General features: G+C 49.3%; 15 protein-coding genes. 7 read left to right on the plus strand and 8 right to left on the minus strand.

All coding sequences use genetic code 11. The annotated features are described in order from the left end of the window. Positions 1 to 72: 72 nt before the first annotated feature. The 5 genes from T260_RS127560 to T260_RS0120470 form a co-directional block, all read right to left on the minus strand. Positions 73 to 1344: a TRAP transporter large permease gene (locus T260_RS127560; RefSeq protein ID WP_023634125.1), complete on the minus strand. Its 1272-nt coding sequence runs from the start codon at positions 1342 to 1344 to the stop codon at positions 73 to 75. 2 nt (positions 1345 to 1346) lie between these two features. Beyond that, positions 1347 to 1838: a TRAP transporter small permease gene (locus tag T260_RS127555; protein ID WP_023634126.1), complete on the minus strand. Its 492-nt coding sequence runs from the start codon at positions 1836 to 1838 to the stop codon at positions 1347 to 1349. A 98-nt stretch (positions 1839 to 1936) separates the two neighbouring features. Next, the gene (locus T260_RS127550) at positions 1937 to 2944 is read right to left on the minus strand and encodes a TRAP transporter substrate-binding protein (protein WP_023634127.1); all 1008 of its coding nucleotides are present in this window, start codon (positions 2942 to 2944) and stop codon (positions 1937 to 1939) included. A 67-nt stretch (positions 2945 to 3011) separates the two neighbouring features. Beyond that, positions 3012 to 4364: an MFS transporter gene (locus tag T260_RS127545; RefSeq protein ID WP_031212879.1), complete on the minus strand. Its 1353-nt coding sequence runs from the start codon at positions 4362 to 4364 to the stop codon at positions 3012 to 3014. A 257-nt stretch (positions 4365 to 4621) separates the two neighbouring features. Continuing rightward, positions 4622 to 5395: an IclR family transcriptional regulator gene (locus T260_RS0120470; RefSeq protein WP_031212880.1), complete on the minus strand. Its 774-nt coding sequence runs from the start codon at positions 5393 to 5395 to the stop codon at positions 4622 to 4624. Between the two features lie 193 nt (positions 5396 to 5588). On the opposite strand from T260_RS0120470, the gene T260_RS127540 reads away from it, so the two are divergent. The 7 genes from T260_RS127540 to T260_RS127510 all read left to right on the plus strand — a co-directional run bounded on the left by T260_RS127540 (position 5589) and on the right by T260_RS127510 (position 11537). Next, a complete protein-coding gene (locus T260_RS127540; RefSeq protein ID WP_023634129.1) occupies positions 5589 to 5843 on the plus strand; it encodes a YciI family protein in 255 nt (84 codons plus the stop codon). 25 nt (positions 5844 to 5868) lie between these two features. Further along, the gene (locus T260_RS127535) at positions 5869 to 6807 is read left to right on the plus strand and encodes a fumarylacetoacetate hydrolase family protein (protein WP_023634130.1); all 939 of its coding nucleotides are present in this window, start codon (positions 5869 to 5871) and stop codon (positions 6805 to 6807) included. Next, positions 6804 to 7307 carry a DinB family protein gene (locus T260_RS127530; RefSeq protein WP_023634131.1) on the plus strand — a complete coding sequence of 168 codons (504 nt, stop codon included), beginning with the start codon at positions 6804 to 6806 and terminating at the stop codon, positions 7305 to 7307. Before T260_RS127535 ends, T260_RS127530 begins: the two co-directional genes overlap by 4 nt. A gap of 15 nt (positions 7308 to 7322) precedes the next feature. Continuing rightward, entirely contained in the window at positions 7323 to 8435 is a 1113-nt protein-coding gene (locus T260_RS127525; protein WP_023634132.1) for a cupin domain-containing protein, read from the plus strand. Positions 8436 to 8466: 31 nt separating this feature from the next. Then, positions 8467 to 9672, plus strand: a complete 1206-nt coding sequence (locus T260_RS127520; protein ID WP_023634133.1) for an FAD-dependent monooxygenase — start codon at positions 8467 to 8469, stop codon at positions 9670 to 9672. Between the two features lie 94 nt (positions 9673 to 9766). Further along, positions 9767 to 10972: an MFS transporter gene (locus T260_RS127515; RefSeq protein WP_023634134.1), complete on the plus strand. Its 1206-nt coding sequence runs from the start codon at positions 9767 to 9769 to the stop codon at positions 10970 to 10972. Between the two features lie 76 nt (positions 10973 to 11048). Beyond that, positions 11049 to 11537, plus strand: a complete 489-nt coding sequence (locus T260_RS127510) for a PCYCGC motif-containing (lipo)protein (RefSeq protein ID WP_023634135.1) — start codon at positions 11049 to 11051, stop codon at positions 11535 to 11537. An 82-nt stretch (positions 11538 to 11619) separates the two neighbouring features. Here the strand turns inward: T260_RS127510 and T260_RS127505 are convergent, their stop codons facing one another. Genes T260_RS127505 through T260_RS127495 form a run of 3 tightly spaced genes read right to left on the minus strand, consistent with a single transcriptional unit; the run spans position 11620 to position 14712 of the window. Further along, on the minus strand, positions 11620 to 12348 hold the full coding sequence (locus tag T260_RS127505; RefSeq protein WP_023634136.1) for a 3'-5' exonuclease: 729 nt from the start codon (positions 12346 to 12348) through the stop codon (positions 11620 to 11622). Continuing rightward, the gene (locus tag T260_RS127500) at positions 12341 to 13393 is read right to left on the minus strand and encodes a DUF294 nucleotidyltransferase-like domain-containing protein (RefSeq protein ID WP_023634137.1); all 1053 of its coding nucleotides are present in this window, start codon (positions 13391 to 13393) and stop codon (positions 12341 to 12343) included. The genes T260_RS127505 and T260_RS127500 overlap by 8 nt, the downstream gene beginning before the upstream one ends. Before the next feature lie 17 nt (positions 13394 to 13410). Further along, positions 13411 to 14712: an ammonium transporter gene (locus T260_RS127495; protein ID WP_020756901.1), complete on the minus strand. Its 1302-nt coding sequence runs from the start codon at positions 14710 to 14712 to the stop codon at positions 13411 to 13413. Between the last annotated feature and the right edge of the window lie 131 nt (positions 14713 to 14843).

Here is a 14843-nt window from a genome sequence, read left to right on the forward strand (position 1 = left end):
TGTACAAGACGGAGCACTAAACGTGCTCCGTTTGCACAGCTTTTTTGTTGGCTTCTGTCGCCTTACATCCCCTCATTTTAAGGCGTTGGGGATCCATAGAACCATTTGCGGCCAATAGGTAATCACAAACAGTGTGGCAATCGAAACCGCTAAAAACGGCAAAATAGCCTTTGTTAACAACTCCAACTTCACATTGCTAAGGGCCGAGGCAATATATAAACCTGCTCCAACGGGGGGAGTCAACAATCCAATCGTTAAGTTGATGCAAATAATAATTCCAAAGTGAATCGGGTCAATACCATAACTTGCTAACAACGGAGCGAATACAGGTACTAAAATAATCAGGGCTGCAATGCCGTCCATAAACATTCCCACGATTAACAGAAAAATATTAACGATGAATAGAAACACCCACGGATTGTCCGTTAATGATGTCATCCATGTTGCGATAGACTGCGGGATTTGTTCAAACGAAAGCATCCAGCCAAACAAGTTGGCCATGGCAATTAACATCGTAATTGTTGCCGTCGACACAGCAGTATTAATCATAATATAAGGGATATGTTTCCATTTCAATTCTTTGTACATCACCCCTACAATAAGCGCTACAACACAGGCAACAGCTGCCGATTCAGTCGGCGTAAACGCCCCGCTTAAAATCCCTGCAATAATAATGATCGGGACAAGTAAGGCAGGAATGACATTGAAAAACGACTTTCCCACTGCAACGAATGGCGCCCGTTGGTGTGTCGGCCATTGTTGTTTGAACCCGACATATGCAATCAAAAGAGCAAAAGCGACGCCGAGCAAAATCCCAGGCGTAATGCCAGCCAAGAACATGTCGCCAATCGAAGCCCCAGATGCCACGCCGTAAATAATAAATAACATACTCGGGGGGATAATTGGGCCTAGCAATCCAGCCGCCGCGGTAGTCGACGCGCTAAACTCCCGAGAATATCCTTCTTTTTCCATGGAAGGAACCATCACTTTACTCATCATGGCGATTTGGGCAGTCGCTGAACCAATAATTGAGGCTAACAACATATTGGAAATCACATTGACATAAGCTAATCCACCACGGAAATGGCCGACCAGCGTTTTAGAAAAATCAATCAACCGTTTTGTAATGCCGCCGGAGTTCATCAACTCGCCGGCCATCATAAAAAGTGGAATCGCCAGCAACCCATAATTTTCAAGCCCCGAATACAAACGTTGCGGAGCAGTGGCCAACAACCCCGCGTTTCCTGACAAAAGAATATATATGATCGTTGTGATTCCTAATACGAACGAAATGGGGACTTGCAATAGCAATAGGATAATAAAAATGAGTGATGCAACAACCATTCCTATTCTTCCCCTCTCTTTTGAAAGCCTTGACTAAGAAATAAGTCAAGAGAATGAATCACCATAAACAAAAAACTCACTGGCACACTCAAATACGGAATAATCATTGGCAACCGCATGGCATTCGAATACTGCAACATGATCGTTGGTGATGAGACCCATAAAATCGCCAAATAGAAAATATATAGCACAAAAACAAATACAATAAGGAAACTTAAACTTAGCAATCTCTTTCTAACTCTGTCTTGCAACTTGTCCATCACAATCGTAACCGCCGCATACTCTTTTCTTTTAATACTCATACTGCCCCCGATAAACGTGAGCCATACTAATGAAAAAATAGAAACTTCCTCTGACCATGTCAACGGTGAACTAAGCAAGTACCGATAAACCACCCCTAATGACAATGAGATAAGCATAATCACGCATAAAATGATCGCCAACACTTTTTCAATCGCATAAACGGCATTGCTTAATCGATGAATAAACTCCATTGCTATCCCCCCCTGTCTAAGACAAAAAACTACTTTCCAATGACAACCAAAGTAGGGATTTCCACTTTAAAAGAAATCCCTACTTCTTCTTATTTCGTTTATTTTTGCAAAGCCTCTTCTAAAAATTTTTTAATCACTGGTGATTCATTCGCGTACTTCTCTTGTATCTTCTTGGCTACCTTTTCAAAATCGCCTAGCTGCTCTAGTTGATGAACTTGCACACCCGCTGATTTTAATGTTTCTAGATTTTTTGTCTCCCTTGCGATCGCTTCATTCACCCCCCAATCACATGCTGCTTGAATCGCTTTTTTGACGATTTCTTGATCTTCAAGAGAGAGGCTATCAAACTTTTGCTTGCTCATAACGACAACTGCCGGAAATGTCATCTGGTTTGTGATGGTTAAATATTTCGCATTTTCATAATACTTTTCTGTCACTAAGGCGTCTAAATCGATATCCACCCCGTCGATCACCCCTGTTTGCAGCGAGGTGTACACTTCAGACAGCGGCATGGCAGTCGGCCCGGCGCCGATTTCCTTCCAGAAATCTTGCATAACTGGGCTGCCGATAATCCGTATTTTCTTTCCTTTTACATCATTAGGTGAGTTGACAAAACCGTCCTTCATCAAAACATGACGATTTCCAGCGAAAATAAAGTCAAAGCCGATCAATCCTTGCGACTCTAGCTCTTTTAACATCTCATTGGCAACAGCTGATCCCCTCATCTTAGCCGCTTCCTCCAAATTCGAAAACACAAATGGCATAAACCAGGCATTTAGCGACTGTTCACGCGTACTCATATAAGCATTTGTCAAAAATCCAAAATCTAACGATCCGGTTTCCAACTGTTGAACCATATCTTTTTCTTGTCCTAGCTGGGAAGCTGGATAAATTTGCAGCTTCATTCTCCCGTTTGATAACTTTTCAAGCTCTTCGCCAAATTTCAACGCCGTCTGATGCCAAACGTGCGACTCCTGCGTCACATGTCCGAGCTTAAATACATATGTTGCTTCACCATTTTTCCCATTTGTTTCACTATTGTCATTGCTGCAAGCAGCCAAAAAGACCACAAAAGCGATAGCCAATACGTGCAGCATCCTTTTCATCAAACGAACTCCCCTCCATACTCCTCAAAATTAGTTGTGGTTACTTGTGTAAAAGCACGTCGAAAGACTATGCGTTCGCCTTTAATTGATGTTCACTGTGCGCATCCTCACCCCCGCCGCTATACGCCAATCGAGCCGGCACCATCGCTAGCGCGGCGGCGGCGATCACTCCTGGGATGGCGAAGGCGAGAAAATTCACTTGAGTCGGCAGTGCCATCGATAACAGCCATCCTCCGATCATCGGTCCGAACATGCCGCCGAAGCGTCCCATTCCCGATGCCGTGCCGAGCGCGGTGGAACGGATAGAGGGCGGATAATATTGAGAAACGTAGGCTTGGATCAAATGCTGCGCTCCAACCGAGCTGGCTCCAGCGATGGCGACAAGCACATAAATGTACAGTACATTTCCGCCCATCCCAAGCAGTGTCATTGCCACGGCGCCGATAGCGTACATAAAGGAAAGCATTTTCTTCAAATCATATGTGCTGCTTAAGCGGGCGATCGTAATCGCCCCGACAATGGAACCTCCTTGTAAAATCATCAAAAAAGCCAAGCTAGAGTTCAAGCCGTATCCGGCTTTGATCATTAAGTTCGGCAGCCACGTATTTAAACCGTATACCATTAATAGACTCATAAAATAGGTTGTCCAAAACAGAATCGTGCTGAATGCGCGCTTTTGTCTAAACAGCTCTACAACCGGCACTTTCGCCCCCGCCTGGTGGTCTATCATGAACTCGTCTCTTTCTGACAAAGTCACTTCCGGATTCACTTTTGCCATCACGCGGATGATTTCTTTTTTGTTTCCGGTTTGCACAAGACGTGCGGCTGTTTCCGGGACATACTGATAGACGAGTGGGATAAACAACAGCCCTATACCGGCTACCCAAAACACCGCTTCCCAGCCAAACACCGGCATCAGCGTCATGCCAAACACCGGCGCCAGCATGCCGCCGACCGAATAGCCGCATAACACAACCGTGACCAATAAACTTTTCAACCGTGCCGGCGCATAATCGGTCAATAGCGCAGTAATGTTCGGCATAATCCCCCCGAGCCCAAGGCCGGCGAGAAAGCGATACACAGAAAATATCGTTGGATTGTCCGCGAACCCACAAAGCATCGTAAAAAAGCTAAACAAGAATAAGGAAAGAATAATTGCCGGCTTTCTTCCGTACCGGTCGGCCATCATCCCCAATAAAACAGCCCCAAATACCATCCCAAACAATCCGTAGCTGCCGATCGCCCCCGCCTCAACCGGGCTTAACTGCCACTCTTTAATCAATACCGGCACCACGGTTCCGTAAACGACTAAATCATACCCATCAAACAAAATAATGAGAAAACATAAAGCGACGAGCCAAAAATGAAAACGGTTAAATTTACTTGCATGGATGATTTGTTCTAAATGAACCGTTTGCAAGACCCCCACCCCTTTTTCGTGTTGCACATCGGAATCGCTTTCATAAATATGGAACCTTTCCCCTGCCATAATGCATAAAATGTCCGCGATTCGGCGGCATGACCTCCCTTCGGTCGCTTCCCTTCCTTTCACCACCCTTTGATTATTTATATAAATAGAGAACTATATTCACTATATAACACTCCCATATTTCATGTCAAAACATTTTTAATATTTCTTATAGTTGATTATTAAAAAAACCGGCTAGCTTTTCACAGCTAACCGGCAACAAATCCAAACGATTTGGAAATCTCAAGCACAGCGTCCATAATATATTTTCCCACTCCCTCTTCCGCCGTCTGCGGGATTTGTTCGGTGAATCCGACAACGGTCACTGCACCGACAAGGTCGCGTTGGAAATCGAAAATCGGGACGCTAAACGACGAAACATGTTTCACTAACGGTTCTAATGCACGGGAGAAAAGGCGGTGTTTAATGTTTTCGATCTCTTTCTCCAACTGCTGGCGGCGTTCATTCGCTAACTTGTTCAACTCTTTTTGCTTCCACTCTTTTACTTGTGGGTCGCTTTCATCTTTAAACGCCGCGAACACTTTTCCTGTCGCCGACAAGAGTGGAAGTTTCGTTCCTACTTGCGCCCCAATATTCAGTCCATAGTTGGCGCTGCATATATCGACAATGACTGGCCCGTCATAAGTCCAAAGCGCAAGCAAGGCGGTTTGGGACGTGCGGGCGCTGATTTCACGCAAATACGGTGTAATCTTTCCGATTACATTCCGATCCCCTAACGCCGCTGCACAATATTCCATGAACTTTCCGCCGAGCGAATACGTGCCGTTCTTCTTATCGCGATACAATAAGTCGAGCATGGTCAATGTATTTAAGTATTTATATAAATTGCTTTTCGTAATCCCCGATAATTCTTGAATTTCCGTGAATTTTAACGGCCGGTTTTGCGTAGCGACAATATCAATAATATTCATGCCAACTTGCAGCGACTGAATGACATTCGCACTCTTTTCCGTTTTCACCATCGTCGTTCCCCTTTTTTTCTTTTCCTCTTTAACGAATGTAACAGCCGCATGTGAAAAAATCAATGTTTGTTGATTTGTTTTTGGTTTTTTCATTTTTTTGAAAATAAATATTGACAATACTACAAACATTAAAATATTCTATAAATAGATAACATTGTTATCAAATAGTGAACATAAGAGAGGGGGGCGTGACTTGAACAAATATCTCGTCTTTATTCGCAGAACGGAGCACTTTACTGGACGCACTCTTCCCGCCCACCGTGATTTTTTAGCTGGTTTGCGGGAGTCCGGCACACTCGTTTCCGCTGGGGCGTTCACTGACCAAACAGGCGGCGCCTACATTTTGCAATGTTCTTCATACAGCGAAGCGGAAGCGATCGTGCGCCGCGATCCGATGAACGACCCGAACGAAGCAATCTATGAATTAAAAGAATGGAATGCCCACTAGATGATAAGCGAAAGGAAGTTGAACGATGAAACTTATTACGTTTACGAAGGATGGCTTCACCCGTATCGGGGTGGTGGAAAGCGGTTACATCATTGATCTTCACTGCGCGTTTGTTGAGAAATTGCGCGCCGAAGGCAAATTGCGCGCCCAACAAATCGCCGACGCCTACGTCCCAAATGATATCGTTGGCTTTTTACAAGGCGGCGAAGAAAGCATGAACTATGCGAAACAGGCGGTGGAATTCGCCCTTTCCCATGACAGCGATGTCCCACTTGTGTTCAAACGGGAAGAAGTGAAACTGAACGCCCCTGTTCCCACCCCTGGGAAAATGATTTGCGTCGGCCATAACTACCGGGAGCATATTTTGGAAATGGGTCGGGAAATCCCGTCTTATCCTGTCGTATTCGCCAAATTCGCCAATACAGTCATCGGCCCGGAAGACGACATCCCGTTCTATCCGATTTCCGAGCAGCTCGACTATGAAGCGGAGTTCGCGTTTGTGATCGGCAAGCGGGCTCGCAATGTGTCGCAAGCTGAAGCGCTTGACTATGTCGCCGGCTATACGATTGTCAATGACGTCACATATCGTGACTTGCAGCGGCGCACTCTGCAATGGCTGCAAGGAAAAACGGTCGATGGCAGCGCACCGATGGGGCCATGGCTTGTCACATCCGATGAACTCACCGACCCGTCAGGGCTGGGCATCGCCTTATTTGTCAACGGTGAAGAGCGCCAGCGCTCCAATACCGCCAATTTAGTGTTTACTGTTCCGTATCTCGTTGAATTTTTATCCGGTTTAATGACGCTCGAACCAGGCGATGTCATTCTCACCGGCACTCCGGGCGGCGTCGGCGTGGCTCGCAATCCGCAAGTGTTCTTAAAAGACGGGGATGTCGTCCGCATCGAGGTCGATAAGATCGGTGCATTGGAAAATCGGGTGAAAAAGGTGGAGATGCCGTCATGACGAAAGCACTCTTACAATCTTCAACCGCAACGGTCAAAGAAACGATCGACAACATTGCCGAACTCGTGCAATCTCTTTCTGAAGAACTGATCCGCTGGAAACCGTCGGCGGATGAGTGGTCGGTTGCACAAATCCTCTCCCATTTAAACGAAGCGATTCCGTACTGGATTGAGGAAATCAAACGGATTAAGCACGATGCCTCCGTCACATGGGGGCGCGGGCTCACGGATGAAACCCGGCTGGCCGCTGTCGCCGAAACGCATGTCAATGCTTTGTCTACGGCAGAATTGTTGGCGCAATTGAAAACGATTCCGGCTGCGGTGGAGCATTTGTTCCAACAGCTCGATGAACATGACTTGTCCGTTGTCGCGCCAAGCCGGAACCCCAAATTTAACGGCCAACCGCTGCAATTCATTATCGATCATTTGATTGTGGAGCACGTCCAAAAGCACCTTAGCCAAATCGAGCGCAACGTCCGCAAATGGAACAAAACCCACTAAAGGAGGGACATCTGCATGGCGGAAAAATGGAGCTTTTTACAAGACCAAGACGTTCTTGATTTTAACCGCGATATCGAACGATACCATTTAGGCCCGCTTTGGCATGCCATTCCGGATTTGATGAAACACCAGCCGGAACCGCATGCTCAGGCGTACTTATGGAAATACAGCCTGCTTGAGAAAAAGTTGATGGAAGCAACGCAAATTTTCACGCCGGACCGCGGCGGCGAGCGGCGCGCCATCTACTTGCAAAACCCGGGCTTGAACTACCGAAAACCGTGGGGTTGGGCATCGACGACCCAAACGTTGTATGCGGCCGTCCAGCTGATCTTGCCGGGCGAAACCGCCCCTTCCCACCGTCACGTACAAAACGCACTCCGTTTTGTGATGGAAGGAGAAGGCGCCTACACGATCGTGCAAGGGGAACGCATTTTCATGGAGCGCGGCGACTTCCTGACGACGCCGAACGGCTTTTGGCACGGCCATGGCCACCCGGGCACAAAACCGATGATCTGGATGGACTGCTTGGATATTCCGACCATCTATTTTTTGGGAGGCACGTTCTTCGATCCGTATCCGGAACGGCTCCAAGAGCCGGAAGTGCCGGACAACTACTCGGCACAGCGCTATGAAGGCGGAATGGTGCGCCCAATTTCCGACCGTTATCCGAAAAAAGCACCGCTGGCCGCGTATAAATGGAAGCGGACACATGAGGCGTTAGAAGGGCTGAGCCGCTTTGAACCCGATCCGTACGACGGGTACGCGGTCGAGTATATTAACCCGTCAACCGGCGAAACGGCCTGCCCGACGATCGCCTCCTGGATGCAAAAATTGCCGAAAGGCTTCCACACAAAAGCCCATCGCCATACGCATGCATCCATCTATCACGTCTTTGAAGGATCGGGGTATACGATCATCAACGGCGTCCGCTTCGACTGGGAAAAAGGCGACTTCTTCGTCGTGCCGAACTGGGCGTGGCATGAACATGTGGCCGAAGAAGACAGCTACCTATTCTCGACAAACGACTTGCCGATTCTCGAGAAGTTCGGCTTGGAACGCGAAGAGGCATTTGAAAACAACAACGGTCATCAAACGGTGACTGGGGAATTTACACCTGTTCTTGGATAATCACTCACCATGAAGATAGGAGGTTTTCATCATGGCAAAAACGGATTTGATCATCGTCGGCGGCGGAATTGGCGGCTTGGCTGCGGCTTTAGCCGCCGCCGAAAACGGAAAAACATCAATGGTGTTAGAACGGGCGCCGGAATTCGGCGAAGTCGGCGCCGGAATTCAATTGGCGCCAAACGCCACGGCTGTGTTGAAACGTTTTGGCGTAATGAATGAAATTCAAAAAGTCGCCGTCTTTCCAAAACGGCTTGTGTTAAAAGATGTTTACACAGGTGAAGAGTTAAGCACAATGGATCTAGGGGACGCATTCCTGAAACGCTACGGGCATCCGTACATCGTCTTGCACCGTGCCGACTTGCATCGCATTTTGTTTGAAGCGTGCGCCCAGACGGGAAAAGTAACGTTTGTCAATAATCAAACCATTGTTTCCGTGGAACAAAACGGCGAAGGTGTTACCGTTAAAAGCGAAAGCGGGGACACATTTACTGCCGACGCGGTCATCGGCGCCGATGGGATCCGTTCAAACATCCGCAAATATTTTGCGGATGATGAACCGGTCTGTTCCGAATATGTCGCCTACCGCGGCACCATTCCGATCGAGGAAATAGAAACAGATAATCTCGAGCTCGACGATGTCATCATGTGGATTGGGCCATACTTGCACCTTGTCCAATATCCGGTTCGAAGCAAGCAGCTATATAACCAAGTCGTCGTGTTTAAATCGTATCGTTACAAAGAAGGCAGTGACGACTGGGGAACACCGGATGAAATGGAACAGCGTTTCCAAGGCAGCCATCCGAAAGTATGGCGCGCTCTATCCTTCATTAACCGCCAGTTCCGCTGGCCGATGTATGATCGCCTGCCGATGGATAACTGGACAAAAGGAAAAGTCACCTTGCTTGGCGACGCCGCTCATGCGATGCTTCAATATTTAGCCCAAGGCGGCTGTCAAGCGCTTGAGGATGCTTCCTATTTGGCGGACATGTTCAAACAATATCCAAACGATTATGAACAAGCATTTTTCGCTTATCAAAAAGAACGGATTCCACGCACGGCTCGGGTGCAACAAAGCGCCCGGACATGGGGAGAAATTCTCCACGCCGCCGATCCGATCACGATTTTATTGCGCAACACGATTTTCAAACAGCGGACACCGCAAGATTACGAGGCAGCCGACTTTTTGTATAACTACGAGCATACAACTAGAAAAATCAAGTCAGAAGTACTATCATAAATATGATACGAAACATTCATCGAATGCAGGCGGAAGCGGCATATGCCGCTTCTCCTGCTGTTTTTCATTTTTTACAAAGAAAGGATCTTGACTCATGAGCCAATCAGAACCATTATGGACGAAAAACTTTATCAGTCTTTTTCTTTGCAATTTTTTTCTGTTTACGAACTATTACTTTCTTTTAGTCACCATGCCGATTTACGCCATACATGACTTGCACATCGATGAGTCGCTGTCCGGACTCGTATCGGCTGTTTTTTTAACGGCGGCCATTATTGTTCGCTTTGTCGCCCATCCATTGATCGAGCGCTACGGGAAATTACCGATGCTAAAATGGTCCATCATCATGTTTGTTATCTCTTCCTTATTATACTTATTTTCCGATAATCCCGCTAGCCTGCTTGCTGTCCGCTTTTTGCACGGCTTAGGATTCGGTGTTGCAACAATGGTAGCCGGCGCGATCGTTGCTCATATCGTTCCGCTGTCGCGGCAAGGGGAAGGAATGGGTTATTTTGTATTATCTTCGAATCTCGCTATGGTAGCCGGACCGTTTTTCGGACTCTTTTCGCTCGAACGTCTTGGGGCATTTTGGATGCTCGTGTTCGCGCTCGGATGTACTATCGCTTCTCTCCTTTCCTTCTTATTGATCCGCTTGGCGGCGCAACAAGTGAAGCGGCCGGCTGCAAAGCGGCAACTCCGATTCTCGCTGAAGCAGATGATTGAACCTTCCGTTCTCCCGCTGGCGCTGATCGGCGCACTGTTTGCCTTGGCGTACGCCCCTGTGCTATCGTTTGTGTCGGTTTATGCCCAATCGCTTCATTTCGGAGAGAGCGGCAACTTATTTTTCGTGATTTATGCCGCCGTGCTGCTTGTTTCGCGCCCGTTTACCGGAAGGTGGTTTGACGCACGCGGTCCGAAAGCGCTCGTTGTATTTTGCACAGCATCGTTTGCGATTGGGCTGCTTTTGTTAAGCATGGCGAAAACAGCGGCAGTGTATCTGTTGAGCGCCGCGCTCATCGGAATGGGATGGGGGAATTTGTTTCCAATTTTACAGACGATGGCGATTCAATCAGGCCCTTTGTCGCGCAGTTCTTCTTCTCTCGGCACGTTTTTATCGGTGTTCGACGTTGGAATCAGCGCCGGATCGTTTCTTACCGGTGTGCTGATGACTTCGTTCGGATTTCGGACATTATATGCGGCTGATGCAGCGTTTTTGCTTGTTGTGTTTATCCTTTATTTTTCAATGGTGGGGAAAAAGCTGAAAAAAGAATATTCCCATGCCAGGCAAGAGCACGCCTGACAGCAAGTCCGTTGCCGCCTGGCGCAAAGTGTGATACATTCAAACTATGAAATAAGGAGAGAAAGGGAGAAGAAGATTGAAACGTCCGACACAGATCGCAGCATGCCTGTTGTCGCTTAGCGTTCTATTGTCAGGCTGTGCCGATGACAGCAGCCAAGAACAAAGCCATTCGCATATGACGAAAACCGCTGCTGGCGATATTCGTGAGACAACGAAATCGGTTGAGCATTTGCCAAGCTTTTTAGGTGCATTCGAAGAAGACATGGCTGTGTTGTACCAACAAGCCGCTGAGCACCGCGAACTTCTTGAGAACATCCCGTGCTATTGCGGCTGCGGTGAAGCAGCGGGCCATCAAAACAATTACGACTGTTTCGTCCATGAAAATAAACAAGACGGAGCAGTCGTTTGGGATGACCACGCGACAAAATGCGGCGTCTGCCTAGAGATCGCCGCTGAGTCGATTGCCGCTTATGAAGACGGGAAATCGGTGAAAGACATCCGTCGCATGATCGATGAAAAATATAAAGAAGGTTACGCCGAACCGACACCGACGAAACCACTCTAATATCGACAAAAAAGCGCCGACTTCGGCGCTTTTTCTATTCAGACCGGCCGTTTCCCGCTCGGAAACCTCCCCGCTTGGAAGCTCAATGACGGCTGAGCGCGGCATACAAGTCGTGCAATGTTTCGATGCCGAGCTCATGCAGTTCGCCGAGCAAGATCGCCCATAGCTTCACCATGGCTTCTACATCGCCATCCGCCGTATGGCGGCGCGGGCAACGGATGCCGTAACAAGCTAACGCATCGTCAAACGTCGGGCACGAATGGCCGATCAGCGTCATCATCGGCTGCAAGTCAAGAAATCGTCCGCTCCATTTTTGCCGATAATGGCGCCAAAGGGCATGGCGCAAAAACGCCAAATCATGGCCGATATGATAGCCAATTAAGACGCCGGCGGCAATAAACGGCACAAACGTGCGCAGCGCCTCGGCAAGCGGCGGAGCGAACACCACATCCTTCGCCTCAATCCCGGTCAAGGCGGAAATATGTTCCGGAATCGGCTTTTCCGGCTTGACGAGCGTCATGTACGCATCCGTCACGACTCCTCCAACCGTTTTCGCTGCCGCCATGGCCAAAATTTCATCGCCTTGCTCCGGGGAAAAGCCGGTCGTTTCCATATCGATGATGACAAACGGGATGTCAGTCAAACGGTCATGCCAATCGATGATGTGCTGTTTTTCCTTTTGCAGCGAGCGAAGCCATGTTTCCTGTTGCAGCGAATGGTCATGCCCAAATAAGGCGGATGATGCCTCGCGCGGAACGCCGAGCGACAACAAGCGGAGCGCCCGTTGCCAAAACCGGTGCCGCTCATGCATGAATGTTAGCCACCCGCCGGGCGACAAAGCGCTGCAACCGTTTTGCGGTGCGCATCGCTTGTTTCAGCTGCTTTTGTTCCGTCCGCTCAAGCGCCCGCCATAACACATATTCACGTCCGTCCCCCGCCTCAGTGCTGTACTTAAGGCGAATCGAATAGTAAACAGAAAGCGCCTCGCAAACGGCGTCGGAAAGCGGCGCCGTCAATACGCCATTCGCTTCAAGCGCCCGCCGCCGCTCGGCTGTGCCCGCCGTCGGGACGTGCGCAAAACAGGCCAACCATTTCAGAGCGTTAGTGAGTTGCACGTAGCCGCTTTGTTTCATATGAACGGCCCCGCTGTACGGCCCCCATCGCTCCGTTTGCACGTTGCCCAGCCAACCGAGCGGAACCGGAGGAAATTGAACGTGCTCGCCCATGCGCGCCAACAGCGGCGGCCGTTTGGCCACCGCCGCAAACAGCGCCTTTCTTGCCTTCTCAGCCAATTCTGCTTCCCCATAAAGAGGCCGCATATCCATTGCAATCAACAAAAAACGAATGTCGTTCGGCCACCCGCTGTCTAAATAGGAAGAAAGTTGTTGCTCCCAACCGCGGACCGACTGCGCCCACCGCTTGTTCGTCGCCATCACGTAACCGGAGCAGTACGGATAGCCGGCCTCATGCAACATGTCCACCCCAACCGCCGCCATATGGCGGATGAATTCATAACAAGCCGCCTCCTCTTCCTCAGGACAGTCGAATAAAATGCCGTGGTCCTGGTCCGTCCAAATCGTCGGCTCACACCGGCCGATGCTTCCCATCACATACCAGCACCACGCCGGGGGACGAATGCCGACCGACCGTTTCATCGTCTCCCGCTCCGCAAGGAAGAACGCGCGGCGAAGGATGGCTTCATGCACACAAACGACGTCGCCTGCAAGCTGCTTCATTTGTTCAGGTGCTAGACAGCGCCGCAGTTCGCGCGCCAGTTCATCGTGGCAAAAACGAAGTTCGGCGGCCGACTCGGCTCGGTTTAGCCGCTCGACCACCTTTGCCGCCAACGATTCCATCACCTTTCCCCTCCTGGCTACTGCTGGGCGAGGGTCTTGGGCTGATACGCCGGATCGAGCTGTTCCGGATAGCCATAAGAACCGTGCTCGCTAATATCAAGACCTGAAATTTCTTGTTCCGCCGTGACACGCAGCCCGATCGTTTTCTTCAGGGCATATAAGATGACAAACGAAACAGCAGCGACATACACCGCAGCGCCGAGCACCCCGACCGTTTGCACAATCAGCTGATCAAATCCGCCGCCGTAAAACAGTCCAGCCTTCCCGATGCCCGTGATCTCGACTAAACGCGGCGAGGCGAAAAACCCGGTTGAAATCGTGCCAATAATGCCAGCGACACCATGGACGGAAAAAGCATAAATCGGATCGTCAATCCCTTTGCGTTCAAAGTAGATGGATGTCCAGAACGTAAACGACCCCGCCACTGCACCGATCACAACCGCCGCCCACGGTTCGACGAACGCGCACGCGGCGGTAATGGCAACCAAAGCCGCGAGCACGCCGTTGACCATCGCTGGAATGTCCGCTTTGCCGACCAAAATTTTCGCCGTCACAATCGCGGCGATCGCTCCCGCCGCGGCGGCCAAATTCGTCGTCAGCGCGACATAGCCGAAAAATCCGTCGCCAACCGCCATCGTGCTGCCAGCGTTAAAGCCGAACCAGCCGATCCATAAAATCAATCCGCCAATGACCGTATATACTTGGTTATGCCCAGGAATGACGTTTGGAGTCTTATCTTTATTGAACTTGCCGATGCGCGGCCCAAGCAAAATTGTAGCCACGAGCGCCGCAATCGCTCCTTGCAAGTGAACAACGGTCGAACCGGCGAAATCTTGCATTCCCATTTTTCCAAGCCAGCCGCCGCCCCACACCCAATGGCCGATCACCGGGTAAATGGCGATCGTAAAAATCGTGCCGAAAAGAAAATAAACAGACAGTTTCGCCCGCTCAGCGAAGCCGCCCCAAGCGATGGCCAGCGACACGCCGGCAAAGCCGAGCTGGAATAAAAATTTGAGCTCGAGCGGCACATTCGCCCACGACAACGAGTCAAACGTTCCTTTTCCTTCTTTTAAAAACCATCCTTCCGTCCCGATGAAGCTATTCCCAGCCCCAAACGTAATCGCAAAGCCGAACGCCCAAAACGCCAATGAGGCGATGGCAAAGCTTAAAATTTGTTTGCCAGCCACATGCCCGGAGTTTTTCATGCGCGTTGATCCGGCCTCAAGCAAAGCAAACCCTGCCTGCATGCCGATGACGAGCACCGCCGAAAGCATGACCCAGAGTGCATCCAGCCCAAGCGTCAACGTTTTTTCATCCATTTTACGCATCCCCCTTTTGTCATTTATCATCCCTTTTATATGTCATAATATATAACATAAACCAACCAAAAGCAACGCGTGTTTTTGGTTGCAATCGGTTTCAAACACAAAAAGTTTGTTAAATTTCTTAA

Origin of the sequence: Geobacillus thermopakistaniensis (assembly GCF_000498995.1) — a bacterium.
GTDB lineage: Bacteria > Bacillota > Bacilli > Bacillales > Anoxybacillaceae > Geobacillus > Geobacillus thermoleovorans.